This window comes from Bradyrhizobium sp. WCU1 (genome assembly GCF_053474805.1).
The window spans coordinates 6,725,312-6,750,274 of record NZ_CM130280.1 but is presented as its reverse complement, the minus strand read 5'-3'; the positions used below and the strand labels follow the sequence as shown (position 1 = coordinate 6,750,274).

General features: G+C 65.5%; 27 protein-coding genes. 13 read left to right on the top strand and 14 right to left on the bottom strand.

Annotated elements, in window-relative coordinates:
- Window positions 1-2: 2 nt before the first annotated feature.
- Window positions 3-1,376, bottom strand: a complete 1,374-nt coding sequence (locus ACTUWL_RS31615; RefSeq protein ID WP_021078300.1) for a PleD family two-component system response regulator — start codon at window positions 1,374-1,376, stop codon at window positions 3-5.
- Window positions 1,377-1,391: 15 nt separating this feature from the next.
- Window positions 1,392-1,757: a response regulator gene (locus ACTUWL_RS31610; protein WP_016845968.1), complete on the bottom strand. Its 366-nt coding sequence runs from the start codon at window positions 1,755-1,757 to the stop codon at window positions 1,392-1,394.
- Between the two features lie 228 nt (window positions 1,758-1,985).
- Here ACTUWL_RS31610 and ACTUWL_RS31605 point away from each other — a divergent pair, with 228 nt between their 5' ends.
- Window positions 1,986-2,285 carry a DUF3572 domain-containing protein gene (locus ACTUWL_RS31605; RefSeq protein ID WP_021078299.1) on the top strand — a complete coding sequence of 100 codons (300 nt, stop codon included), beginning with the start codon at window positions 1,986-1,988 and terminating at the stop codon, window positions 2,283-2,285.
- Window positions 2,264-3,574 (top strand): DNA polymerase IV, encoded by a 1,311-nt coding sequence (locus ACTUWL_RS31600; protein ID WP_035650922.1) that lies wholly within the window; start codon window positions 2,264-2,266, stop codon window positions 3,572-3,574. The genes ACTUWL_RS31605 and ACTUWL_RS31600 overlap by 22 nt, the downstream gene beginning before the upstream one ends.
- 126 nt (window positions 3,575-3,700) lie before the next feature.
- Here ACTUWL_RS31600 and ACTUWL_RS31595 read toward each other — a convergent pair whose 3' ends face one another.
- A complete protein-coding gene (locus ACTUWL_RS31595; RefSeq protein WP_021078297.1) occupies window positions 3,701-4,102 on the bottom strand; it encodes a RidA family protein in 402 nt (133 codons plus the stop codon).
- Between the two features lie 227 nt (window positions 4,103-4,329).
- Window positions 4,330-5,193, bottom strand: a complete 864-nt coding sequence (locus ACTUWL_RS31590; protein ID WP_021078296.1) for a cell envelope integrity EipB family protein — start codon at window positions 5,191-5,193, stop codon at window positions 4,330-4,332.
- 263 nt (window positions 5,194-5,456) lie between these two features.
- Between ACTUWL_RS31590 and ACTUWL_RS31585 the strand changes: the two genes are divergently transcribed.
- The 4 genes from ACTUWL_RS31585 to ACTUWL_RS31570 all read left to right on the top strand — a co-directional run bounded on the left by ACTUWL_RS31585 (window position 5,457) and on the right by ACTUWL_RS31570 (window position 8,561).
- The gene (locus ACTUWL_RS31585) at window positions 5,457-5,924 is read left to right on the top strand and encodes a RidA family protein (RefSeq protein WP_021078295.1); all 468 of its coding nucleotides are present in this window, start codon (window positions 5,457-5,459) and stop codon (window positions 5,922-5,924) included.
- A 3-nt stretch (window positions 5,925-5,927) separates the two neighbouring features.
- Entirely contained in the window at window positions 5,928-6,680 is a 753-nt protein-coding gene (locus ACTUWL_RS31580) for a glycerophosphodiester phosphodiesterase (RefSeq protein ID WP_021078294.1), read from the top strand.
- Window positions 6,681-6,835: 155 nt separating this feature from the next.
- The gene (locus ACTUWL_RS31575; RefSeq protein ID WP_021078293.1) at window positions 6,836-8,086 is read left to right on the top strand and encodes a GNAT family N-acetyltransferase; all 1,251 of its coding nucleotides are present in this window, start codon (window positions 6,836-6,838) and stop codon (window positions 8,084-8,086) included.
- 52 nt (window positions 8,087-8,138) lie between these two features.
- Window positions 8,139-8,561: an HIT family protein gene (locus ACTUWL_RS31570; RefSeq protein ID WP_021078292.1), complete on the top strand. Its 423-nt coding sequence runs from the start codon at window positions 8,139-8,141 to the stop codon at window positions 8,559-8,561.
- A 139-nt stretch (window positions 8,562-8,700) separates the two neighbouring features.
- Here the strand turns inward: ACTUWL_RS31570 and tsaA are convergent, their stop codons facing one another.
- From tsaA to ACTUWL_RS31545, 5 genes are all read right to left on the bottom strand, one after another.
- The gene (gene tsaA, locus ACTUWL_RS31565; RefSeq protein ID WP_021078291.1) at window positions 8,701-9,192 is read right to left on the bottom strand and encodes a tRNA (N6-threonylcarbamoyladenosine(37)-N6)-methyltransferase TrmO; all 492 of its coding nucleotides are present in this window, start codon (window positions 9,190-9,192) and stop codon (window positions 8,701-8,703) included.
- A 3-nt stretch (window positions 9,193-9,195) separates the two neighbouring features.
- Entirely contained in the window at window positions 9,196-10,176 is a 981-nt protein-coding gene (locus tag ACTUWL_RS31560) for a Bug family tripartite tricarboxylate transporter substrate binding protein (protein ID WP_021078290.1), read from the bottom strand.
- Between the two features lie 61 nt (window positions 10,177-10,237).
- Window positions 10,238-10,582 carry an AzlD domain-containing protein gene (locus ACTUWL_RS31555; protein WP_021078289.1) on the bottom strand — a complete coding sequence of 115 codons (345 nt, stop codon included), beginning with the start codon at window positions 10,580-10,582 and terminating at the stop codon, window positions 10,238-10,240.
- The gene (locus ACTUWL_RS31550) at window positions 10,579-11,331 is read right to left on the bottom strand and encodes an AzlC family ABC transporter permease (RefSeq protein ID WP_021078288.1); all 753 of its coding nucleotides are present in this window, start codon (window positions 11,329-11,331) and stop codon (window positions 10,579-10,581) included. The genes ACTUWL_RS31555 and ACTUWL_RS31550 overlap by 4 nt, the downstream gene beginning before the upstream one ends.
- A 109-nt stretch (window positions 11,332-11,440) precedes the next feature.
- Window positions 11,441-12,529, bottom strand: coding sequence for a transglycosylase SLT domain-containing protein (locus ACTUWL_RS31545; RefSeq protein ID WP_021078287.1), 1,089 nt, complete (start codon window positions 12,527-12,529; stop codon window positions 11,441-11,443).
- Between the two features lie 91 nt (window positions 12,530-12,620).
- On the opposite strand from ACTUWL_RS31545, the gene ACTUWL_RS31540 reads away from it, so the two are divergent.
- Entirely contained in the window at window positions 12,621-13,550 is a 930-nt protein-coding gene (locus ACTUWL_RS31540; protein ID WP_021078286.1) for a glycine/sarcosine/betaine reductase selenoprotein B family protein, read from the top strand.
- A gap of 158 nt (window positions 13,551-13,708) precedes the next feature.
- Here ACTUWL_RS31540 and ACTUWL_RS31535 read toward each other — a convergent pair whose 3' ends face one another.
- A complete protein-coding gene (locus ACTUWL_RS31535) occupies window positions 13,709-14,707 on the bottom strand; it encodes a bile acid:sodium symporter family protein (RefSeq protein WP_373010713.1) in 999 nt (332 codons plus the stop codon).
- A gap of 120 nt (window positions 14,708-14,827) precedes the next feature.
- On the opposite strand from ACTUWL_RS31535, the gene ACTUWL_RS31530 reads away from it, so the two are divergent.
- Window positions 14,828-15,679 (top strand): LysR family transcriptional regulator, encoded by an 852-nt coding sequence (locus ACTUWL_RS31530; RefSeq protein ID WP_021078284.1) that lies wholly within the window; start codon window positions 14,828-14,830, stop codon window positions 15,677-15,679.
- Between the two features lie 30 nt (window positions 15,680-15,709).
- On the opposite strand, the gene ACTUWL_RS31525 is transcribed toward ACTUWL_RS31530, so the two are convergent.
- Complete coding sequence (locus ACTUWL_RS31525; protein ID WP_021078283.1) at window positions 15,710-16,738, bottom strand: phenylacetaldoxime dehydratase family protein; 1,029 nt, start codon at window positions 16,736-16,738, stop codon at window positions 15,710-15,712.
- Window positions 16,739-16,774: 36 nt separating this feature from the next.
- Entirely contained in the window at window positions 16,775-17,785 is a 1,011-nt protein-coding gene (locus tag ACTUWL_RS31520; RefSeq protein ID WP_021078282.1) for a carbon-nitrogen hydrolase family protein, read from the bottom strand.
- 208 nt (window positions 17,786-17,993) lie between these two features.
- On the opposite strand from ACTUWL_RS31520, the gene ACTUWL_RS31515 reads away from it, so the two are divergent.
- The 4 genes from ACTUWL_RS31515 to ACTUWL_RS31500 all read left to right on the top strand — a co-directional run bounded on the left by ACTUWL_RS31515 (window position 17,994) and on the right by ACTUWL_RS31500 (window position 21,377).
- Window positions 17,994-18,950, top strand: a complete 957-nt coding sequence (locus ACTUWL_RS31515) for an AraC-like ligand-binding domain-containing protein (RefSeq protein ID WP_021078281.1) — start codon at window positions 17,994-17,996, stop codon at window positions 18,948-18,950.
- 151 nt (window positions 18,951-19,101) lie between these two features.
- Entirely contained in the window at window positions 19,102-19,455 is a 354-nt protein-coding gene (locus ACTUWL_RS31510; RefSeq protein WP_021078280.1) for a PilZ domain-containing protein, read from the top strand.
- Window positions 19,456-19,589: 134 nt separating this feature from the next.
- Window positions 19,590-21,011, top strand: a complete 1,422-nt coding sequence (locus tag ACTUWL_RS31505; RefSeq protein WP_021078279.1) for an MFS transporter — start codon at window positions 19,590-19,592, stop codon at window positions 21,009-21,011.
- Window positions 21,012-21,119: 108 nt separating this feature from the next.
- Complete coding sequence (locus ACTUWL_RS31500) at window positions 21,120-21,377, top strand: hypothetical protein (protein WP_106940205.1); 258 nt, start codon at window positions 21,120-21,122, stop codon at window positions 21,375-21,377.
- A gap of 97 nt (window positions 21,378-21,474) precedes the next feature.
- On the opposite strand, the gene clpA is transcribed toward ACTUWL_RS31500, so the two are convergent.
- Together clpA and clpS are read right to left on the bottom strand one after the other, a co-directional pair.
- Window positions 21,475-23,883, bottom strand: a complete 2,409-nt coding sequence (clpA, locus tag ACTUWL_RS31495; protein WP_021078278.1) for an ATP-dependent Clp protease ATP-binding subunit ClpA — start codon at window positions 23,881-23,883, stop codon at window positions 21,475-21,477.
- A 260-nt stretch (window positions 23,884-24,143) separates the two neighbouring features.
- Window positions 24,144-24,476: an ATP-dependent Clp protease adapter ClpS gene (gene clpS / locus ACTUWL_RS31490; RefSeq protein WP_035650959.1), complete on the bottom strand. Its 333-nt coding sequence runs from the start codon at window positions 24,474-24,476 to the stop codon at window positions 24,144-24,146.
- On the opposite strand from clpS, the gene ACTUWL_RS31485 reads away from it, so the two are divergent.
- The gene (locus ACTUWL_RS31485) at window positions 24,469-24,813 is read left to right on the top strand and encodes a hypothetical protein (RefSeq protein WP_146160360.1); all 345 of its coding nucleotides are present in this window, start codon (window positions 24,469-24,471) and stop codon (window positions 24,811-24,813) included. The two genes, clpS and ACTUWL_RS31485, sit on opposite strands and share 8 nt — an antisense overlap.
- Window positions 24,814-24,963 lie beyond the last annotated feature (150 nt).

The following is a 24,963-nucleotide window of genomic DNA, read 5'->3' as shown; positions in this document are numbered from 1 at the left end:
CGTTAGGCCGCCGCGGAAACCACGCGGTTGCGGCCGTCGTGCTTGGCGCGATAGAGCGCGGTGTCGGCGCGCTTCAGCACGTCGGCAACCTGCTCGCCCTTGCGCTCCAGCGTGGTGAGCCCGATCGAGATCGTGACCGTGATCCGCTTGCCGCCCTTCTCGACGGCAAAGGGCTCGCCCGCGATCGAGCGGCGCAGCCGCTCGGCGACCATGCCGGCGACATGCAGATCGGTCTCCGGCATCACGATCACGAACTCCTCGCCGCCATAGCGGCAGGCCAGATCGATGCCGCGGATCGACTTGCGGATGCGAACGGCAAATTCGCGCAGCACGTCGTCGCCGGCGTCGTGGCCGTAGGTGTCGTTGATCGCCTTGAAGTAATCGATGTCGAGGATCATCAGCGCCAGCGGCTTGCCGCGGACCGAAGCCTGCTCCGCCAGCGTCGCGAGGTGGCTCTCCATGTAGCGCCGGTTGTTGAGGCCGGTCAGCGCATCGGTGATCGCCATCTCGATCGAGTTCTGCACGTTGTCGCGCAGATGATCGGTGTAGCGGCGGCGGCGGATCTGGGTGCGCGCCCGTGCCAGCAATTCATTCTTGTCGACCGGGCGCAGCAGGTAGTCGTTGACGCCGATCTCGAGCCCGCGCATCAGCCGCGTGTTGTTGTCGGCATCGGACACTGCCAGGATCGGCACCTGCCGCGTCCGCTCCAGCGAACGGGCCTGGCTGCACAGCCGCAGGCCGTCGTAATTGTCGAGGCTGAGCGACACGATCAGCAGGTCGTAATTGCCCTCGGCCGCATGGAACAGCGCTTCAGACGGATTGACCTCGACGTCGACGGTATGCTCGGCGGAAAGGATCGGCGCCAGCTTCTCGTAAGACGACGGCCGGTCGTCGACCAGGAGGATGCGGCCGCCGGTGCCACGATCCGCGATCGCGCTGCGCTCGGGCGCCTGCATGCCGATCTCGAGCGAGGTGATGGCGCGCATGCGCAGTTCGTCGGTCATCATCTTCAGCCGCGTCAGCGAGCGCACGCGCGCAATCAGCACGACGTCGGACACCGGCTTGGTCAGGAAGTCATCGGCGCCGGATTCGAGGCCGCGGACGCGGTCAGCCGGACTGTCGAGCGCGGTGACGATGACGACGGGAATGAAATGGGTCGCTGGATTCGACTTCAAGCGGCGGCAGACCTCGAAGCCGTCCATATCCGGCATCATGACGTCGAGCAGGATGATGTCGCATTCGGCGCGCGAACAGATTTCCAGCGCCTCGGTCCCGTTGGATGCGGTCAGCACATCGAAATATTCGGCCGACAGGCGAGCTTCCAACAGCTTGACGTTCGCCGGAACGTCATCGACGACGAGGATACGCGCGGACATCGCAACCCAACTCCCCTATCCGATAAAGCGTCGGACAGTCTCAATGAATTTGCCGACCGAGATCGGCTTGGACAAATAGGCTTCGCAGCCGCCCTCGCGGATGCGTTCTTCGTCGCCCTTCATGGCGAAGGCGGTGACTGCGACCACCGGAATCGTGCGCAGATCGGGATCGTCCTTGATCCAGCGCGTGACCTCGAGGCCGGAAACCTGAGGCAGTTGAATATCCATCAAAATGAGATCGGGGCGCAGCTTGCGCACGAGATCGAGCGCTTCGAAGCCATTGCTGGTGCCCGAAGTCTGGTAGCCATGCGCTTCCAACAGATCGCGAAAGAGCTTCATGTTGAGCTCATTGTCCTCCACGATCAGGACGGTTTTGGCCATCCCGTCCCTCCCAAACCCAGGAGACGGGCCCGGCTGCGGCACCTCACGCACCGCGCTCGGGACGCGTCGAAAATGTGAATTCAAACTAGCGCCAGAATCGCTCTAACCCGTTAACCCGACATCCAACTTCCGCAGCGTGGTTTCCGTTGCTTGAACATGCGCGGAAGACTCGGGCATGATGGGCCTCTCAATAGAGACCATAAGTTAACGGAAAGGCAAACCGGCGCGTTGAAAAAGCCTGTTCACAACCTGCGGGAAGTCGCTGAAATCGTTGCGATTCAGGCGCTGGGCTTCATTGCCGGCGATCCCGAGCGGCTGGGCCTGTTCCTGGCTGAGTCCGGAATCGGTCCGGAGACGCTGCGGAACGCGGCGTCCAATCCTCAATTTCTTGCGAGCGTGCTCGATTTCGTGATGCGCGACGATGCCACCGTGCAGGCGTTCGCCGCAGCCTCCGAACTGCACCCGACCAACATCGCCGCCGCCCACCAGGCGCTGGGTGACCCGAGATGGGAGCGCGACGTGCCGTGACGACGGCGGCGGCAGCGCCCGGCGGCCCCCTCGGTTTCTGCCGGGATTGCCTCGGCGATCTAGATATCAAGGTCAGGCGATGCAGCCATTGCGGCTCGCCGCGGCTGGTGCGCCATCGCACCCTGCCCGCGCTCGCGCTCGCGCATATCGATTGCGACGCGTTCTACGCCACCGTTGAGAAGCGCGACAATCCTGAGATCGCCGACCGCCCCGTCATCATCGGCGGCGGCAAGCGCGGCGTGGTGTCGGCCGCCTGCTACATCGCCCGCACCTACGGTGTCCGCTCGGCGATGCCGATGTTCAAGGCGCTGGAACTCTGCCCCGACGCCACCGTGATTCCCCCCGACATGGCGAAATATGTCCGGGTCGGCCGCGAGGTGCGCCAGGCAATGCAGGCGCTGACGCCGCTGGTCGAGCCGCTGTCGATCGACGAAGCGTTCCTCGATCTCTCCGGCACGCAGCGCGTCCACGGCATGATCCCGGCCAAGGTGCTCGCCAAATTCGCCCGCGAGGTCGAGCGCGAGATCGGCATCACGGTGTCGGTCGGGCTGTCCTGCAACAAGTTCCTCGCCAAGATCGCCTCCGATCTCGACAAGCCGAGGGGTTTTGCCGCGCTCGACCAGGACGAGGCGCGCGAGATGCTGGCCAGTAAACCGGTCGGCTTCATCTACGGCGTCGGTCCCGCGACCCAGGAGAAGCTCGTGCAGCGCGGTTTCCGCGTCATCGCCGATTTGCAACGCGCCGACGAGAACGAGCTGATGAAGCAGTTCGCCGGCGAAGGCCGCAGGCTTTGGCGGCTGGCGCGCGGCATCGACGACCGCAGCGTGGTGCCCGATCGCGGCGCCAAGACCATCTCGAGCGAGACCACCTTCGAGACCGACATCCGCGATTTCGCAACCCTGGAAAAACTGCTCTGGAAGCTGTCAGAGAAGACCTCGGCGCGGCTGAAGAGCAGCGACCTCTCAGGCTGCACCATCACGCTGAAGCTGAAGACCGCGGACTTCCGCCAGCGCACCCGCTCGCAATCGATCCAGACCCCGACCCAATTGGCCGCAAAGATCTTTGCGGTGACGCGCGAGATGCTGGCCAGGGAGATCGACGGCACCGCCTTCCGCCTGATGGGCGCCGGCGTTAGCGCGTTGCGCCCGGGCGCGCAGGCCAACGATTCCGACATGCTCGACCGTCGCTCGGCACACGCCGAACGCGCGATGGATAATCTGCGCAAGAAGTTCGGCAACGCCGCCGTGATCAGGGGCATTGCCTATGATGGGCCGGCAAAGCCGGAATAGTTCGGGCTCGACCGCGACCCGAACTCCGTCATTGCGAGGAGCGCAGCGACGAAGCAATCCATCGCTCCGCAGGCGTGGAGGTATGGAATGCTTCGCTGCGCCCGCAATGACGGGGAGCCACGGCCCTCAATCCGCCACCGCAATCGCCTCGATCTCGATCAGCCATTCCGGAGCCGCGAGCGCGGTTACGCCGACCAGCGTCGAGGCCGGCGGCTCCATGCCCTCGAAGAACGCCGAGCGCGCCTTGCCGATGATCGGACGCAGTTCCGGCTTGTAGCCGACCACGTAGGTCGTGATCTTGACGATGTTGGAATAGCTCGCCCCGGCGGCCTTCAGCGCAGTGCCGAGATTTTGCATCACCTGCGTCGTCTGCGCGGCGAGATCGCCGGCGCCGACCAGCCGGCCCTCCTCATCCGTGGACACCTGTCCCGAGATGTAGATGGTGCGCGCGCCCGAGGCGACGACGACGTGGGAGTAAGCCGGATTGTGATGCAGGCCGCTGGGGCGAAGATGGTCGCGCTTGCTCATGATGTGCCTCCCTGACACGCGTGTTTCGGGAAGCGTACTCGGGTCTGATGGTTCCGGCCAGAGTGGTCTCTTGCTCCGCTGTCGTCCCGGCGAAAGCCGGGACCCATAACCACAGGAAGCAGTTGTTGAGGGAAGCCGTGGCCCCAGCGTCGCAAAACGCACCTTCGGTGGTTATGGGTCCCGGCTTTCGCCGGGACGACACTGAATGTGTGGCTACAGCCGGCCCCTTACTTGCAGGGCTTGGAATCCCTGACGTCGAACTTGTCGAGCGCGCCGGAGATCACGAAATCGTTGTAATCCAGCACCAGCGCGCGCGAGACGCCGTTTTCGTAGAGCTCGAACGACATCGCGTAGACCGGCGTCTGCTCGCCGTCCTTGGCGCGTGCGTCGCTGTCATAATAGCTCACCGTCACCGGCCAGCGCGTCATGGTCTTCATCGCATCGCTGGCGGTCGACGGATCGGGCGATGACGGCGCGCGGTCGCCCGCAATGGGGCGGCCGATCACGGTCAGCGTGTTGTAGACCTTCTCGCCGTTGTCCGAGCCGTCATAGACGGTCTGTTCGAGCACCGATTTGCCGTCGCGGGCGGCGGCGATGATGCGCTGGATCTGTTCGGTCGGGAATACGATCTTGCCGTCGAGATTGAATGTCTTCTTCACCGGCTGGGTCAGCTTCACGGTGATATGATCGCCGACCCGCTCGGCGATGCCGTCGACCGGCGAGGATTCACTGTCGTTCATCCGCGTGTCGATCTTGAACCGATAGCTCTTGCCTGCCGCATCCTCCCAGGACGTGGAGCGCAGGTCTGATAGCGTCACCTTGCCCTCGCCGCTGTCGAGCTCGGACACCTGACGAAATTCGGAGGTGTAGCCTTCGCAGGAGCTGCCGGAGAAATTGTAGAGAATGCGCCCGCGCGCGTCGCTGACCGAATTGGAGCCGCGTGATTTCACCAGGCTCAGATCGTACAGCGCCTGGTGCGCGAGAAACGGCCCGCTTGCCGCGGCGGCAGCCCCATGAACCAGAGCGGATCCTGCGGTAACGGCGATCGTGAGCACCAGGGCACGCGACGGATTCCGGAACGGCAAGGTCATGGTTTGTCCTCGGGGAGGCAGGGATTCGCCACAATAGTGACGGTGGTATTGCGCCGCAACTGGGGCAAGTCTGACAAAATCGCAATGTCGGCGACGAAATTGCCGTCATTTTCGGCAGTTTCCGTGCGATTGCGCACGTCCCGACCGCCACGCCCTCAGGCGACCGTCGCTTGCAACCGGCGGCACGATGCGCGAAACAATCGAAACAAACTCGGCCCTGACCGCGTTTCAGGCTTCGTGCAATCCAATTGGGGGACAAAAAGATGGCGGGTACCGTCGAACAGAAACTGGCGTCACAGGGCATCACGCTTCCCGAGCCGACCTCCCCGGTCGCAAACTATGTCCCCTTCGTCCGCAGCGGAAACCTGCTGTTCGTTTCCGGTCAGGTCTGCTTCAACGCCGAAGGCAAGCTGATCGCCAAGGGCAAGCTTGGGGCCGGCGTCACGCTCGAGCAAGGCGTCGCTGCGGCGCAGGGCTGCGCGATCAACCTGCTGGCCCAGGTCAAGGCTGCGCTGGGCGATCTCGACAAGGTGGTGCGCGTGGTGCGATTGGGCGGCTTCATCAACTCCGCGCCTGATTTCTTCGACGGACCGAAAGTCCTGAACGGCGCCTCCGACCTGATGGTCGCCGCCTTCGGCGACAAGGGCCGCCATGCCCGCACCACCGTCGGCGTCGCCTCGCTGCCCGCGGACGCCGCGGTCGAGGTCGAAGGCGTGTTCGAAGTCGCCTGAGCGATGCGCGCACCTGATTGGCTGACCAAACGGCCGGTCGCCCATCGCGGCCTGCACGATGCCGCACGCGGCATCATCGAGAACATGCCGGCCGCGGCCAACGCCGCGGTATCAGGCAATTTCGCGATCGAGTGCGATATCCAGCTCACCGCCGACGGCGAGGCCATGGTGCACCACGACGATGCGCTCGGCCGCCTCACCGAAGGTTCTGGCCTGTTGGTCACCAAGACCGCGGCCGAGCTGAAAGCGGTCAGGTTCAAGGGCACCACCGAGCACATGATGACGCTCGGCGATCTCTGCGCGCTGGTCGCCGGCCGCGTTCCGCTGGTGGTCGAGGTGAAGAGCCATTTCGACGGCGACCGCAGGCTGGTAGCTCGGATGGCCGAGGTGCTGTCGTCCTATTCCGGCCCTGTTGTCGGCATGTCCTTTGATCCGGACCAGGTGCTGGCGCTACGCGAGACCATGCCGAACCTGCCGCGCGGCATCACCGCCCAGCGCACCTATGACGACAGTTCCTGGACCAAGCTGACCCCGGCGCAGCGCGACGGCATGCTGTATCTGCGCCACGGCTTCAGAACCGAGCCGCACTTCGTTGCCTTCTGGGTCAACCAGCTGCCGGCGCCGGCGCCTTGGATCGCCCGCAACGTGTTCGGCTGCCCATTGCTGGCGTGGACCGTCCGGACCGCGGAACAGCGCGCGCGCGCGGCGCGCTACGCCGACCAGATGATTTTCGAGGGGTTTGTACCGGGAACCTGACATGTCGCCGGTAGCCTTGAACTCGTCGCTGCGACGCACGATGTTGTCGGGAGTTGGTCGTCATCGGCGATGGCGGAATGCGGGGCATGATCCGGAAGTGGAGCCAGCTGTTCCGGAAAGATCATGCTCAAAAGAGGCACCGGTCTTCATTCTCGATGACGTCGTCTGAAATCACCCTAGAGGCTGTGGCTGATATCGGCGGCATTCCAGCCGCCGAGTGGGACGCCTGTGCCAATCCGAGGCCGGACGCCGACAGCATCCATAACCTCGACACGCTGGCCTCGTCCGCCACCGCAGGCGATTGCCAGGCGGCTGCAAGTTCGATCTATAACCCGTTCGTTTCCCATGCCTTTTTCGCTGCTGCGGAAGCCTCCAATTCGGCCTGCCCGCGGACCGGCTGGGGCCCGCGGCATCTGGTGGCGAAACTCGATGGCCGGATCGTCGGCGTCGTGCCCTGCTATCTGAAATCGCACTCGCAGGGCGAATACGTGTTCGATCGCGGCTGGGCCGAGGCCTATCACCGCGCCGGCGGCAGCTACTATCCGAAGCTGCAGGTCTCCGTGCCCTTCACGCCGGCGACCGGGCCGCGGCTGTTGATCCGCGATGGCGTCGACCGCGAGATGATCGGCTCCGCGCTGGCGCGGGGCCTGCGGGCGCTCTGCAACGCCACCGAGGCCTCCTCGGTGCACGTGACCTTCGCCCGCGAAGACGAAGCAAAATTCCTCGGCGCGCACGGCTTCCTGCAAAGGACCGACCAGCAGTTCCACTGGCACAATCAAGGCTACAAGACCTTCGACGATTTCCTCGGCTCGCTGAACTCGCGCCACCGCAAGGGCATCAAGCGCGAGCGCCGCGAGGCGCTTGCTGCCGGCATTACCATCCACTGGCTGACCGGCTCCGATATCACCGAGGACGCCTGGGACGCTTTCTTCGAGTTCTACATGGAGACCGGCTCGCGCAAATGGGGCCGGCCGTATCTGACCCGCGAATTCTTCTCGCTGATCGGCGAGAGCATGGCCCGCGACGTGCTGCTGGTCATGGCCAAGCGCAACGGCCGCTGGATCGCGGGCGCCATCAACTTCATCGGCTCGGACACGCTGTTCGGCCGCAACTGGGGGGCGATCGAGCACCACCCGTTCCTGCATTTCGAGGTCTGCTACTACCAGGCCATCGATTTCGCGGTTCAGCGCGGGCTCAAGGTGGTGGAGGCCGGCGCACAGGGCGAGCACAAGCTCGCGCGCGGCTACCTGCCGCAGACCACCCACTCGGCGCATTTCATCGCCGATCCCGGGTTGCGCCGCGCGATCGCCGACTATCTCAAGCGCGAGCGCGATTATGTCGCCGAGGTCGGCCGCGAGCTCACCGAGGCGGGCCCATTCCGCAAGACGGTCGACGACGACGCTTGACGTTTCGGCCGCGACCTAGACATTAGCGCTATAGAATTGAGGAGCCGCCGCCATGCCCGCCTACGACAACAACAACCCCTTCGCAAAAATCCTGCGCGGCGAGTTTCCCTGCTACAAGGTCTATGAGAACGAGCACGTGCTCGCCTTCCTCGACATCATGCCGCGCTCACCCGGGCATACGCTCGTCATCCCGAAAGCCCCTGCCCGCAACATCCTCGACATCACGCCTGATGATTACGCCCATGTCGCGCGCGCCGCCCACAAGATCGCCGCCGCCGGGATGAAGGCGTTCGAGGCCGACGGCATCACCGTGCAGCAATTCAACGAGCCCGCCGGCGGCCAGGTCGTGTTCCACCTCCACATGCATGTGATGCCGCGCAAGGACGGCGTCGCGCTGCTGCCGCCCGCCAGCCTCAAGGAAGACGGCAAGGTGCTGGAGGCGAACGCGGCGAAGCTGATCGCGGCGTTGAAGTAGCCACCAGCGTCATTCCGGGGCGCGCCGCTTGGCGCGAGCCCGGAATCCATTCCTCCGCGAATATTTAACTAACCACCGACCGCTCCTGCGGCCCAATGGATTCCGGGCTCATCGCTGCGCGATGCCCCGGAATGACGGCTCACTCCGTCTCGAAATCGCCCGCCTGTGGCGGAGCGAGCGGCGTGAACTCGCAGCGGTCGGGCTTGACGTCGATCAGCGGCGTCTCGTCGAGGCAGTCGAGACCACGGACCAGGATGACGTTGCCCTCGACGCCGACCAGCTTGACGATCGAAGTGCCGATCGGATTGGGCCGCACCGGCGAGCGCAGCGAGAAGGTGCCGCGGGTGTTGCCGTTGTTCTTCGGGCTTTGCAGCACGATGTCGCGGCGCGACTGGTGCAGCCAGTACAGCACTTCGAGATTGCTGTAGAAATCGACGCCCTTGATGGCGGCGACCCAGGGCTCGAAGATCTCGAGCCGGCACACCGGGCCATCATGCCGCCCCTGCCGCGGCGTCGCCAGCCGCGAGGTCCAGGGCGTGCGGATGCGGCCGATGAAGACGAGCCCGGCATCGCGCGGCGCCGGCATGTCGACGGCGATTTCGCCCTGGCGCAATTCCATTTCACGTACCATGTGTCAGTCCAGCGATATGTTGAGCGCCTTGACCACGCCTGCCCACCGTGCGCGATCGGTATCCACGAACTTGTCGATCTCGGCCTGGCTCTTCGCCCGCAGCGGCGGGAAACCGATCTTGACCAGCGAAGCGCGGAACACCTCGTCGTTCAAGGCCCGGTCGAGGCTCGCCTTGATCTTGCCGGCGATCTCGTCAGGCACTTTCGACGGCGCTGCAATACCATACCAGACGCTGACCGCATAATCCGGATAGCCGCTCTCGGCGATCGTCGGCAGATCGGGCAAATCGGCGATGCGCTCGGTCGAGCTGACGCCGAGCGCGCGCAGCATGCCGGACTTGACCGGCGGCAGCGCGGTGCCGAGCGTGTCGAACATCAGCTGGATGTTACCTGACAGCAAATCCTGCAGCGCGGGTCCGGCGCCCTTGTACGGCACATGGGTCATCTCGACGCCGGCCATCTGCTTGAACATCTCGCCGGCGAGATGAACCGTGCCGCCTGTGCCGGCCGATCCGAAATTGAGCTTGCCGGGATTCTTCCTGGCGTAGGCGACGAACTCAGCGATCGTCTTCGCGGGCACCGACGGATTCACTTCCATGATCATCGGCGCATCCGTGATCACGGACAGCAGGCGGAAATCCTTCGCCGGATCGTAAGGCAACTTCTTGTAGAGCAGCGGATTGAGCACGAAGATCGAAGCCGCCGTCACGAACAGCGTGTAGCCGTCGGGATCGGAGCGCGCCACGGCCTCGGCACCGATCGCGCCCTGCGCGCCCGCCTTGTTCTCGACCACGACGACCTGCTTGAGATCGCGCCCGAGATATTCGCCGATGATGCGGCCGAGCACGTCGGTCGGGCCGCCCGCGGCATAGGGCACCACGAGCTTGATCGGACGCGCCGGATAATCTGCGGCGCGCGCCGGCAGCGCCGCCACCAGCAACGCCGTCAGAGCAACAATGAATGGCGATGATGCGCGCCGCTGCATGCCGTTTCCCCGCTGTCTCGTTCTTGGGGAACGAGAGTAGCGGATAATGCGGTCGCCGCAATCAGCCGAGCCAGTATTTGCCCGCGATCATCACGACTTCGCCGACGATGACGCCGGCGAAGATCGATTTTCGCGCCAGCGTGAACGCCACGAATCCCGCGGCGACGGCACCGTAGCGGAGCCAATCCGGCACGCTGGCCAGCGCGCCCGGCGGCTGCACCACGATCTGCGCGATGATACCGGCGAGGATCGCGGTGGCGACCGCCCTCACCCATACCAGCAGCTCGGAGTTTTCGTCGATGCCGCCGCCGAACCACAGGCCGAGCATGCGCCAGATCTGGTTGGGAATGACGCCCGCCACGAACAGGATCGCGAGCGCGTGCCAGTCGCCGATGAACGTGCTCATGCCCGCGCCCTCACGGTGCCCGCCCGCGCCCGGTGCACCCCATAGGCGACGGTTCCCGCGACGACGCCGCTGACCAGGATGTCGACGCCGCTGTTCAGCATTGCGGCCAGCGGAAACAGCAAGAGACCGAGCACCAGCGCGATGACGTCGGCGAGCTCGCGGCAGTTGCGCGCGGTGGAGAACAGGAAGGCGAGCGGCGTCAGCATCAGCATGCCGGCGGCGAGCAGCGGCGTCAGGTTGGCGGCGAGTGTGTAGCCGATCGTGTTGGCGATCAGGCAGACCGAGACCAGCCCCAGGCCGAGCCCATGGATGAAGGCGATCCGGCGGTTGCGCGGCACCTGCGGCAGGAAGCGGTAGCATTCGACCCACAGCGTCACGGCAGTGAGATGCGCCACCAGGATCAGATGCCGGCGTTTGGTGTCTTCGGTGCGCATCAACGGCAGCACCGACACCACCATCGGAAACAGCCGGATCGCGCTGACGGTGACCGCGATCGCCGATTGCAGCACCGTGGCGCCGGAGCCGAGCGTCGTGATCACGATGATCTGCGCGGGCCCCGCCCAGACGAACGCCGTGCTCGCCAGGGTCCAGCCCAGCGAGAAGCCGGAATCATGCGCCAGCGCGCCGATGCCGAGATAGGTCGCAAACAGCACCAGCGTCAGCACGGTCGCGCCGACCGACCGCGCACCCCACAGGAAAGCGCGGAACGAGGTCTGCCATTGCGGAGAATCGAGCGGAGGAAGCGCCACGGGGGACCGGATGGTTATGCAATGGCGGCGGCTTAGGGCGCGGTGCTCAACGGGTCAAGCAAGTGGCTGCACAGCGCAGGTATGCAGTAGCCCGAATGGAGCTGCGCAATCACGCCCGGTTCTTCAGCACGAAGCATGCCCCGCCCGCCTTGCGGATGCGGCTGCACAGGCCGTCGGCCTCGGGGCGTGTGTCGGCGCCGATACGCACCTGATAGAATGTCGCGCTGCCGCGTGTGCGCAGCCGCGAGCCGAGCAGGCTTGGATCCTGATCTCCGATCACATTCGACAGCCGCTTCATCGCGCGGGCATACATCGCGAGCGCCTTGTCGCGGCTGAAGCCGGCGGCGAGCTGCACGCCCCAGACCTTGGCTGCCGACAGCGTAATGTGCTGCTCGAGCCCGGCCACGAACGGATTGGGCGCGCGCTTCAACAGCGCCATCAGCTCGCGGCAGCTCGTGGTCGGCCTACGCTCCGGCATCTTGCCGCTGTTGCGGGCAGCAGCGGCCCAGTCGTCGACGCTGGAGCCGGTGATCGCCGAGACGTAGTTGCGCGTCTCCTGCGGCATGGAGCCGGAGCCGGCGAGCCAATCCTGCACGCGGCGCGGGCCGGCATTGTAGGCGGCGGCCGCGAGGCCGAGATTACCGAACTGGTTGCGCAGCTCACTGAGGAATTCCGCGGACTTCGGCAGCGCCTGGACGGGATTGAACGGATCGAGCAGCCCGCGTTCGTTAGCAGTGCCCGGCATGAACTGCGCGATGCCCTGCGCGCGCTGGCCGCTGCGGGTGACCGGACCGATCGCGTCGGCCTGGAAGCGGCTTTCCTGCCAGATCACGCGCGCGAAGAATTCGAGCGGCAGGTCGTTGGCCCGCGCCGCCGACTCGATCATCAGGCACATCGCCTCGCGGGTGTCGCTCTCGCGCGCGTCGTCTGCGGGCTTGTCGGCTGTGGCCGCGGCGGGCTTCTCGGCAGGCGTCTCCGCTGGGGGCGCAGGCTTCTCGGCCGATGGTGCGGCCTGCTGGGCCGGCACCTCCGCGGGTTTTTCGCTGGGCGCAGCCGGCTTGTCCGCGGGCGGCGCTGCGGGTTGCTCAGCGCCTGGCGGCGCCGGCGGGGCTGCGGCAGGCGCGTCCTCCGCGCCGGCACCGACCGGCGGCACCAGCGTCAAAAGCAGAACCAATGCGGCGCAACGACCTGTTCGCATCGCAAATCTGTTCCCGCGCAGCGCGGCTTGACACCGCAGGCTCGTGGTCTAGCTATGGACTGAAATGATGGCGCGCAAAAGGGAGCGCAAAATGGCCGCAGCTACGGACGATCAACTCGGCTTCGCCCCCGACGACGACGCCCCGATCGGCTACATGAAGCGGACCCGCGATTATTACGCGGCGATCGGCTACACCACCCCCTACCGCTGGGCGCATTACACGTCCGCGCCGTTCCAACCGCTGACGAAGCCGCTGAACCAGTCCCGCGTCGCCATCATCACGACCGCGGCGCCGTTCGATCCTGCCCGCGGCGACCAGGGTCCGGGCGCGAAATACAACGGCGGCGCAAAATTCTATTCGGTCTATGACGGCGACACCTCGCAGCCACACGATTTGCGAATTTCGCACATCGCCTATGACCGCACCCACACCACGGCGACCGACAGCGGCACCTGGTTCCCGCTGGCGCAGCTCAAGCGCCTCGCCGCGGAAGGCACGATCGGCGAAGTCGCGCCGCGCTTCTTCGGCGCACCGACCAACCGCAGCCACCGCGTCACCATCGAGACCGATGCGCCCGAGATCCTCAAGCGCTGCCGCGACGACAAGGTCGACGCCGCGGTGCTGGTGCCGAACTGCCCGGTCTGCCACCAGACCGTCAGCCTCGTGGCACGGCATCTCGAAGCCAACGGCATCCCGACCGTCGTGATGGGCTGCGCCAAGGACATCGTCGAGCACGCCGCGGTGCCGCGCTTCCTGTTCTCGGATTTCCCGCTCGGCAATTCGGCCGGCAAGCCGCATGACGAGGCCTCGCAGGCCGTCACGCTGGAGCTCGCGCTGCGCGTGCTGGAGACTGCGCCCGGCCCGCAGACAACCGTGCAGTCGCCGCTACGCTGGAGCGAGGATGCGTCCTGGAAACGCGACTACAGCAACGCCGACGCGCTGAGCGCCGAGGAGCTGGCGCGCCTGCGCCGTGAGTTCGACGCGCAGAAGGAAATCGCCAAGGGCCTGCGTGTTGCGTAGCACCGGGCGTTGCGTCCATCGCTCGCCAAACCAAAGGTGTCATCGCCCGGCTTGACCGGGCGATCCAGTATTCCAGAGACACCGGTCAGTCACGGAGAACCCGCGGCGTACTGGGTCCCCCGGTCAAGCCGGGGGACGACACCTTGGAAAGGCGGCGCTCAGCGCGCCCTTACGAGCACGGGGACTGCGCCGTGTGAGGCGGATTCTTGAGCCCCCGCATAACGCCGCGCGAGCGCCGCGCAGGTCATCAGCTGGATCTGGTGAAACAGCATCAGCGGCAGCACGATCAGCCCGACCGATTGGCCGGCGAGCAGCACGCTCGCCATCGGCAACCCGCTCGCGAGGCTCTTCTTCGAGCCGCAGAACATGATGGCGATGCGGTCGGCACGCGAGAAGCCGAGCAGCCGGCTGCCGAAATTGGTGATCAGCAGCACGACCGCGAGCAGCACCGCGTCGAGGCCGAGCACGGTCGCCATCTGCGTCGCGTCGACCTGGTGCCAGATGCCGTGGCTGACGCCGTCGCTGAACGCGGTGTAGACGATCAGGAGGATCGAGCCGCGGTCGACCAGTCCCAGCACCGCGTGATGCCTGGCAACGAAGCCGCCGATCAGCGGCCGCGACAATTGTCCCGCCGCGAACGGCAGCAGCAATTGCACGACGATGTCGAGCGCGGCATTGCCGGAGAACCCGCCATGGCTGGAGAGCAGCACGCCCGCCAGCAGCGGCGTCGCGACGATGCCGAGCAGATTGGAAGCGGTCGCCGAGCACAGCGCTGCCGACACGTTGCCATGCGCGATCGAGGTGAAGGCGACCGAGGACTGCACGGTCGACGGCAGGATGCAGATCAGGATCACGCCCGCCCACAGCGCCGGCGTCAAAAGATGCGGCGCCAGCGCATGCGCCGCGAGCCCGAGCAGCGGGAACAGGGCAAAGGTCGAGAGGAAGATCACGAGATGCAGCTTCCAGTGCCGGGCGCCGACCAGTGCCTCGGTGGTCGACAGGCGGGCGCCGTGCAGAAAGAACAACAGCGCGATCGCAACATCGGCGGCATAGCCGCCGATCACGGTGCCCTGCCCGTGCAGCGGCAGCAGCGTGGCAAGGCCGACCATGCCGACGATGGCGGCGATGTAGGGATCGACGGGCGCGAATGATCGCAGGCGGCTGATGGTCATGGCGGGTTCCTTTCCTTGCTCGCAAGGTGGCTCTGCCGGCACCGATTGTGAACCGCGCTTACCGATGTTATTATCATTACGTTATGTAATGACGAGATCGCCGCCATGCTCGACCCGACCCAGCTCGAGACCTTCCTCACCGTCGTACAGACGCAGAACTTCACCGAGGCCGGCCGCCGCCTCGGCCTGAAGCAGTCGACGGTGAGCCAGCACATCCGCAAGCTCGAGGCCGCCGCCGGCCGCCGCCTGTTCGTGCGCGACACCCACTCGGTGGTGCTCACCGCCGACGGCGAGGCGATGACGGGCTTCGCGCGCCCGATCCTCGAGGCCAACGCACGGGCCCGCGATTACTTCGCAGGCTCGCAGGTGCGCGGAAAAGTCCGGTTCGGCGCCGCGGAGGATTTTGCCAGCTCACGCCTGCCGGATCTGTTGCGCGATTTCGTCCGCCGTCATCCGCAAGTCGATCTCGAGCTGACGGTGGGCTTGAGCGCCGTGCTGTACCAGCAGTTCGATGCCGGCGAGCTCGACCTCGTGCTGGGCAAGCGCCGGCCCGGCGACGCGCTCGGACAATTGGTGTGGCAGGACCGCCTGGTGTGGACCGGCGCGCCCGGGATGCGGCTCGATCCGGAACAGCCGCTGCCGCTGATCCTCTACGCGCCGCCGAGCGTCAGCCGCAGCGTGGTGCTGGAGGCGATGGAACGGTCCGGACGGCCCTGGCGCATCGTCTGCTCCAGCGGCAGCTTGAGCGGCCTGCGCGCCGCAGCGCTCGCCGGCCTCGGCATCACGCCGCAGGCCCAAGGCTTCATCCCGGACGGATTGGAGGCGATGCCGGAGTCGAGCCTGCCGCCGCTCGGCAGCGTCGAATTCGTGGTCCGCACCCAGCGCCGGACCAAGCGCGGCCCGGCGATCGAACTGGCGCAGGCCATCACCGCGCAGGGCGGCCGGCTGCGGCCGTAGTTTGCGTCAGGCGGGCTGTGCTGCGGTCACCTACACCGCACCGAGCATGCCCGTGCGATCGTGGCAGCCGAGATATTCGAAGAATTGCTCGTCGGCGGCGGCGACCGTGACCTCGTGATACAGCCTGAGCTTGGCGCTCGGCCCGAGCGTCGACAGATACTTCATCGCCGCGCCGAAGATCCGGACATGGGTCGGATGCGATTCCGCCCAGCGTTCCAGCGCGGCGAGGCTCTTCCACCAGCTCTGGCCATAGGACTTCTCCGTCACTCGTCCATCCGCATCGACGACACGCATGTAGCGGTTGGCGTAGCAGCCGATCGGCACGCCCTGGTCGCGCAAGAAATCCATGCCCTCGCGCAGCACCGGCTCGACATCGTCGAGATACATCTTGCGCTCGGAGGCCTCGGTGTCGCTCCAGTCCTGGCCGGAGCGGATCAGGCAGAGATTGTCATGCGCGACCACGCGGATTCGTGCGCCGTCGCGGATGACGCGCGGCTCGCCGCTGGGCGTCATCGGGTCGGTCTGCGACAGCGGGATGCGGTCGCGCATGCCGCCCCAATAGGCGTGCTCCTGCACCTCACCGCTCATGCCGTCGGCGAGCACCGCGACGCCCTCAGGCCGGTCGAGCGAGGAGAACAGCGTCTCGTAGTGCGCAACATGCGGCCGCAGCACCTCGATGAAGCGGCCGATGCCGTCAGCGGCAGCGCCGCCGGTCCAGGCTTCGCGGGCGCCCTCGAACCAGGCATCGAAACGACCGGCATCGTCCCAATAGGCGACCGAGACGACATTGGTGAAGCCGGCCTGGTCGACATATTGGGCGCGGTCCCAATGCGTCGGCCCGTTCTCGCCGGCAAAGCGTGCTGCGATCTGCGCCAGCGCCCCGGTCGCGGCGGCCGTCGGCTCGCCGCGAAACTGCACGCCGAAATAGGCCATGATCACGTTTGCGACCGCGGGCTTGTGGCGCGCGACGAAGGACGGATATGGCGGCGCGTAGTCGTCGGGCACACGGCGATGACGGGAGCGCGCGGTCTGCAAATGAGGAGGAATCGCGGATTCCATGGCAGTCACCTCGGGTTGGATGTTGCCCTGATGCGTTCAGCTCGCAGCCGCGTCGATCTCCTCAAAACTGTCGAGCGGCAGCGCGAAATGCTCGACGCGCTTCGAGGGCTTCCTGTTCAGCAGCAGGCGCGTGACGTCGGGCCGCGAATAGTGCCCGGCCGGATCGGCGGCGTTCTTGGCGATCCCGATCGCGCCGAGATCGATGTCGGCGAGCAGCAGCCCTTCCTGATCGGGCGGCAGCTTCTCGGCGATCGAACTGCCGTCGGGCCCATAGATCGCGGCATGTCCGCCGCCGACATGCAGCAGCGCGTGCTTGTCGTCGCGGTCGCACATTTCGTCGATCATGGCCTGCGAGACAGTGGCGCAGGGCGCCAGCACGAAGCACGAGCCCTCGACCGCATAGACGCGCGAGGCCGCGTTGTTGACCTCCCAGCCGAGCGCCGGCGCGAACGGATCGTACAGCGAGAAGCTCGGCCAGGCCGCGACATGCACCTGCTCGTTCTGGGCATACATCGCGTATTTCGACAGCGGCTGCAGATGCTCCCAGCAGCACAGCGCGCCGAGCCGGCCGATGCCGGGGCGGTCATGCACCGCAAGGTCGCTGCCGTCGCCCTCGCCATAGACGGTGCGCTCGGCGTGGGTCGGCCGCAGCTTCCGCCGCTTGGCGATCGTCTCTCCGTCAGGCCCGATCAGCCATTGCGCGAGATAGAGGCTGCCGCCGTCGCGCTCGGACAGCCCGAACACCGCGGTCATGCCGGCCTGCTTCACAGCGAGCCGCAGCTGCTCCGCCTGCGGGCTGTCGTAGGACAGGGAATTATCGAAATAGCGCTGCACGAAACCGCGCCCGATCGCCCAGGCCGGCGAGTCGAGCCAGATGTACCAGGGATAGCCGGGGATGAAAGCCTCGGGGAACGCGATCAGCTTTGCCCCCTTGGCGGCGGCTTCCTCGATCAACGCAATGCTTTTGGCAATCGAGGCGTCGAGATCGAGCCAGGCCGGCGCCGCCTGCACCACCGCAACGCGATATTTCGGATGTTCGATGCCCATGATGTCCTCCTCGGGGCCGACGCTGGCGGCCGGTTCGTGCTTGATCGGCCGCAGCCGCTTCTGACATCATGCTGCCCCGGGACCGGGAGCGCCGTTCGACCAGGACGGAAGGAAAATTCGACTGCGGAGGAGATGCCCCCAGCGGTCGCCGGTACGAAGCTTGCTTTGTTTGCGTGGCCAGCGTTTGCACTCGTGAAGGGAGGAAATCATGCCGGCCCTGTTCACCACGGAAGGCGCGCCCACGCATCGGCGCCTCGCGCTCTGGCAGGACATTGTCTGCGACGTGTTCGTGCAGCTCGACTGCAAGTCCGACCTCGGCTCCGCCTTCCACGGCGCCATCACCAGCGCGCAGCTTGGTCCGGCGAAGTGCTCGGTCGTGTCGTCGAGCCGGCAGCGCGTGCTGCGGACGCCGTCGCGGATCGCGCGCGCCAGCGAGGATTTCGTGCTGTTCGCGCTCGGCCGCAGCGGCTCGGGCGGCGTGGTGCAGGACGGCCGCGAGACCGTGATCCAGCCCGGCGAGTTCGCGTTCTACGACACCACCCGGCCCTATGAGCTGCGCTTCAATGACGACTTCACGCAGACCATCTTCCAGGTGCCGCGCGCGATGCTGCACCGGCGCTTCGCCGGCAGCCAGGGCCTGACGGCAACGACGTTCACGTCCGATCGCCCGGTGCAGCGGCTCGCCTGGCAGTTCATCTCGGGGCTCGCTGATATCGCCGACCGGCTCGAGCCGGACAATGCGATCCGTCTCGCCGATCAGGCCGCCGACCTGCTCGCGATGGCGATCAGCGAGCGCATCGGCGGCACCGCGCTGCCGGCCTCGACGCACCGCTCCGCCCTGCTCTACCGGCTGAAGGCGCATGTGCTTGCGCATCTGCCGAACCCCGAGCTCGGCATCAGTGAAACCGCCGCAGCGCTCGGCATCTCGCCGCGCTACGTCAACAGCCTGCTGGCCGACGAAGACACCTCGTTCCAGCGCTTCGTGCTGGCAGAGCGGCTGGAACGCTGCAAGCGCGACCTCGCCTCGCCGACACATGCGCATCGCCACATCAGCGAGATCGCGTTCGCCTGGGGCTTTAACGACCTTTCGCATTTCGGCCGCGTGTTCCGCGAGCATTACGGCCTGTCGCCGCGCGAGTGGCGGCACAGCCGGCTGCCGAACTAGCTTCTCGGCTCGTTTGCGGCGCAAAATAGCCGGGAATCCGGGCCTTCACAGATGCAAACAATTTACACTAACTGCAACGGGTTCCGTTCGTACCCTTCTTTTCGCTGGTCGACAGCGGTAAAGTTCTGCCGTTAATTTAGGAGGATTTCCCATGCAGGACCGGCGCCAGAGCCCGCGTGAAAAGGTGTTTTACGGTGCGGTTGCGGAGATCAATGAACGCGGCTCGACGATGGATTGCGTCGTCCGCAACATCAGCGAAGGCGGCGCCTGCGTCGAATTTGGCGACGCCGCACACCTGCCCGAAGAGATGAATCTCAGTGTCGCGCGCAAGGGCCGCTCGTTCCTGGCGCGCCTGATCTGGCGTCAGGCCAACAAGGTGGGCCTCGCGTTCCGGATCATGACGTCGGACACCTATGTCAGCGATCTCGACGAACGGGTCCGCCGCAGCGAGATCAAGAAGCGGCAGCTGCAGCGGCGCATCAAGGAACTGCTCGGCCAAAGCTAAGGCTGAGCCCTTTTTTGGTGTTCCGCGGCCCCGTTTCGGAGCACCCCGGGGCGGACATTTCGGGGGTTGCAAAGGCCAGGCTAATCCAGCATCCGGTAAGCCCGCCAAGCTGGAACCGAAGGCAACCTCACGACATGTCGTCCGCGATCATCGAGCATCCCGATGGGCTGCCGCAGCCGCAGCGCAATTGGGCCACTCTCACGATCGCGCTCGGCCTCGTGATGGCCGTCGTCGACGGCTCGATCGCCAACGTCGCGCTGCCGACCATTGCCCGGGACCTCAACGCCAGCCCGGCGTTCTCGATCTGGATCGTCAACGGCTATCAGCTGGCGATCACCATCTCGCTGCTGCCGCTCGCCTCGCTCGGCGAGATCATCGGCTATCGCCGGGTCTACCTCGCCGGGCTGCTCCTGTTCACGCTGGCCTCGCTGTTCTGCGCGCTGGCACATACGCTGCCGCTGCTGACGATCGCCCGCATCCTGCAAGGATTTGGCGCCGCCGGAATCCTCAGCGTCAACACCGCCCTCGTCCGCTTCATCTATCCGCATTCGCTGCTCGGCCGCGGCATCGGCGTCAATGCGCTGGTGGTCGCGATCTCGGCCGCGGTCGGCCCGACCATCGCCTCGTTCATCCTTGCGGTCGGCACCTGGCCCTATCTGTTCGCGATCAACGTGCCGCTCGGCATCGTGACGCTGGCGCTGGGCTGGCGCTTCCTGCCGCATACCCGGCCCGCGGTCCACGCGTTCGACTGGCTGAGCGCCGGCATGAGCGCGATCGCGTTCGGCTTCGGCATCAGCGCGATCGACAGCGCCGGCCATGGCGAGGCGCTGTACCTGTGCGCACTGGAATTCGCCATCGCCGTGGTCGCCTCGCATCTGCTGTACCGGCGGCAGCTGAATCTGCCCTCGCCGCTGCTGCCCGTCGATCTGCTGAGGATTCCGATCTTCGCGCTGTCGATCGGCACCTCGATCGCCTCGTTCTGCGGCCAGATGCTGGCCTTCGTCGCGATGCCGTTCTACCTGGAGAACCATTTCGGATATTCGGCGGTGCAGATCGGCCTCTTGATCACGCCGTGGCCGATCGCCGTCGCATTTGCCGCGCCCATTGCCGGCTGGCTGGTCGAGCGTTATCCGGCCGGCCTGCTCGGCGGCATCGGCCTTTTGGTGTTCGCGACAGGACTGGGCACGCTAGCGTTGATGCCGGCCAACGCGACGCCGATCGACGTGATCTGGCGCATGGCGCTCGCCGGCGTCGGCTTCGGCCTGTTCCAGACCCCGAACAACCGCACCATGATCGCCGCCGCCCCGCGCGAGCGCTCCGGCGGCGCCAGCGGCATGCTGGGCACCGCCCGCCTGCTCGGACAGACCATCGGCGCCGCCCTTGTGGCCCTGCTACTGGCGCGCTTCCCGGCTGACGGCACAAGGCTCTCGCTGATGGTCGGCGTCGGCTTCGCGCTGGTCGGCGCCATGCTGAGCATGCTGCGGCTATCCTCCGCAGGCAGCCGCGGCGCCGAGCGGGTGCGCGTTCAAGAGGGGCAGCGTTTGAAGGGCGAGTGACGTGGTGCATGCGATGCGATCGGACTGGTGTTCTGATCGTTCGTTTCACGCCGCAAGCAAAAAGAGATACCCTACCTCATCGAACGACGCTCGCTGGACACAGCTCAAATGCAAGCCAATCGCGGACGGCCCGAAACGACGGCTGGCGAACTTCTGCGCATTTATTCCATACGCCTGAGAATGAATGATGAGGGGCTGACGAAGTGGACGCCCGCCTTGCGGGCATCAGTCGAGAGTCTTGCTGAAAAACTTGAGAGTCTCGATCCCGCGGAAGCCGTCGAAATCGAAGCTGACATTGATAACGATCCGATAGGCCGGTTTATCAGGGTGGCGACGGGTGAATGTTTGGCGGAAATTCGACGTTAGCCGAAGACTTCTTCCTGTACGTCTCACGTCGTATTTGCCGAACGAAACAAAAAGGCCGGCTGTTGAGCCGGCCTTTCGTTGATCACTTGCTCGCGCCTCAGGCCTTGACCATCGGACCCTTGGAGACCGGCCCCTTGGTGCCGCCTCCGCCGCCGTTGTTCGGGCCACCCTTCGGCGGCTTGCGCTTGCGCGGCGGCAGGTTCTCGGGCTTCGGCGTGACCGGGCCTTCGACATATTCGAAGCCGATCTTGTCCTTGGCGGTCGCCTCGTCCTTGACCAGCACGACGCGGACGTGCCCGCCACCCTTGAGCTGGCCGAACAGCACTTCATCTGCGAGCGGCTTCTTGATGTGCTCCTGGATGATGCGCGCCATCGGACGTGCGCCCATCTGCTCGTCATAGCCGTGCTCGATCAGCCAGGCCTTGGCGAGCTCGGACAGCTCGATCGTGACGTCGCGGTCGGCAAGCTGCGCCTCGAGCTGCAGCACGAACTTCTCGACCACCATGCCGATCACGTCGGCATTGAGGTGCGCGAAGGAGACGATCGCATCCAGCCGGTTGCGGAACTCCGGCGCGAACTGGCGGCTGATCGCCTCGTGGTCGTCGCCTTCCCGCTTCGAGCGGGTGAAGCCGAAGGCCTGCCGCGCGAGATCGGCCGCGCCCGCATTCGTGGTCATGATCAGGATCACGTTGCGGAAGTTGACCTGCTTGCCGTTGTGGTCGGTGAGCCGGCCGTGGTCCATGATCTGCAGCAACACGTTGTACAGATCCGGATGCGCCTTCTCGATCTCGTCGAGCAGCACCACGCAATGCGGATGCTGGTCGACGCCATCGGTGAGCAGGCCGCCCTGGTCGAAGCCGACATAGCCGGGAGGTGCGCCGATCAGGCGCGACACGGTGTGCCGCTCCATGTATTCGGACATGTCGAAGCGCAGCAGCTCGACGCCGAGCGTCGCCGCCAATTGCTTCGCCACCTCGGTCTTGCCGACGCCGGTCGGACCCGAGAACAGATAGCAGCCGATCGGCTTCTCCGGCTCGCGCAGGCCGGCCCGCGCCAGCTTGATCGACGCCGACAGCGACTCGATCGCCTTGTCCTGGCCGAACACCGTGCGCTTCAGGGTCTGCTCGAGATGCTTCAGCACCTCGGCATCGTCCTTCGACACGCTCTTCGGCGGGATCCGCGCCATGGTCGCGATCGTGGTCTCGATCTCCTTGATGCCGATCGTCTTCTTGCGCTTGCTCTCGGCGACCAGCATCTGCGCCGCGCCGGACTCGTCGATCACGTCGATCGCCTTGTCGGGCAGCTTGCGGTCGTGGATGTAGCGCGAGGAGAGCTGCACCGCCGCCTCGATCGCCTCATTGGTGTATTTCAGCCGATGGTAATCCTCGAAATAGGGCTTGAGGCCCTTGAGGATCGCAATCGCATCTTCCACCGTCGGCTCGTTGACGTCAATCTTCTGGAAGCGCCGCACCAGCGCGCGGTCCTTCTCGAAGTGCTGACGATATTCCTTGTAGGTGGTCGAGCCCATGCAGCGGATCGTGCCCGAAGCCAGCGCGGGCTTGAGCAGATTGGATGCATCCATGGCGCCGCCCGAGGTGGCGCCGGCGCCGATCACGGTGTGAATCTCGTCGATGAACAGGATGGCGTTGGGATGCGCCTCCAGCTCCTTCAGGACCTGCTTCAACCGCTCCTCGAAATCGCCACGGTAGCGGGTGCCCGCGAGCAGCGTGCCCATGTCGAGCGAGAACACGGTCGCGGCCGCCAGCACCTCAGGCACGTCGCTGTCGACGATGCGCTTGGCGAGGCCTTCGGCGATCGCGGTCTTACCGACGCCGGCTTCACCGACGAACAGCGGGTTGTTTTTCTGGCGGCGGCACAGCACCTGGATCGCACGGTTGATCTCGGCATTGCGGCCGATCACCGGATCGATCTTGCCGTCGCGCGCCTTCTTGTTGAGGTTGACGCAATAGGTCTCGAGCGCCTCGCCCTTCTTCTTCGAGTCCTCGTTGCCCTTGGTCTCGGTTTCCTCGTCGACGCCGCGCACCGGCCGCGCCTCGGAGACGCCGGGCCGCTTGGCGATCCCGTGGCTGATGTAATTCACTGCGTCGTAGCGCGTCATGTCCTGCTCCTGCAGGAAATACGCGGCATGGCTCTCGCGCTCGGCGAAGATCGCGATCAGCACGTTGGCGCCAGTCACTTCCTCGCGACCGGACGACTGGACGTGAATTACCGCGCGCTGGATCACGCGCTGGAACCCGGCGGTCGGCTTCGCATCATCGGCGCCGTCCGTCACCAGGTTTTCGAATTCGGTCTCGAGGTAGTTGACGAGGCTCGTCCTCAACTTGTCGAGATCGACGCTGCAGGCTCGCATCACCGCCGCCGCGTCCGAGTCGTCGATCAGCGACAGCAGCAGATGTTCGAGCGTCGCGTACTGATGGTGACGCTCGTTCGCGATCGCCAATGCACGATGCAGCGATTGTTCAAGGCTTTGAGAAAAAGTTGGCATTCGCGTCCTCTATGGCCCCTGGCCATCATGATCGCCATTACCGGGTCAGGCAATAACAACCTTCGTGATCGCCATTGATATAGTTACGACGGATCGTGGCGAAAGACCGGCCCCGCGATGATGGTTTCCCTCTAAATTTCGGGCAGCGGGACGCCGCCCGACCGCGTCCCGTGATCATACGGGAACGCCGTTCGCGTCCGTCAGAAAATGCGGTGCAAGACCCGTTCCGCGTCCCGCGGCGGGTCAATCGTTCCGGCGAACTACTTCTTTTCCATCACACATTGCAGTGGATGCTGGTGCTTGCGCGCGAAGTCCATGACCTGCGTCACCTTGGTCTCGGCGATCTCATAGGTAAACACGCCGCACTCGCCGATCCCGTGATGGTGAACGTGCAGCATGATCGTGGTCGCCGCCTCGGCGTCCTTGTTGAAGAATCGTTCCAGCACGTGAACGACGAACTCCATCGGCGTGTAGTCGTCGTTCAGGATCAGGACGCGATACAGGTTCGGACGCTTAGTCTTCGGCTTGACCTTGGTGATGACCGACGTCGACGGGCCGCTGCCCGCGCCGTTGCGGTTGTCGTCATTGGTCATTTTCGGCACCGGCGCGGCGGGCACCGCCGGCATGGACGAAACCGGCTCGGAGATCGGGATTGTCAACGTGGATCGCAACATGGCTCAGGCGTTCGAATTCCCAAAGGGAGGCCGGCTGGACACCGGATGGCGCTGGAAGGTGGACGCGATTGCCGCGAGACTGATCGCGGAACCCCCAGCAATGCCTTCCAGATTGCCGCTCCCGGTCCGATCCGGCGGCCGGATCGACCTCCCGAATATGGGGCTCACGACGGCCTGCCGCAAGCGCAGACCCGCCGCAGCCCACCGGTCCGATTCCCGGCGCGCCAACCCCGGAAGGTTAATCATTTCTGCCTGATTTGACAAAGGATCGGGGCATCCAATTTAGGCGCCATTGACGATGGTGGGGGCTTTTGCCCGGCTTTTGACCATCCGCCGGGCTGCCCGACGGGTTTCACCTACCCGATTCACCATCTGTTTAACCACGCTCGTAGAGATGGCCGCGCAA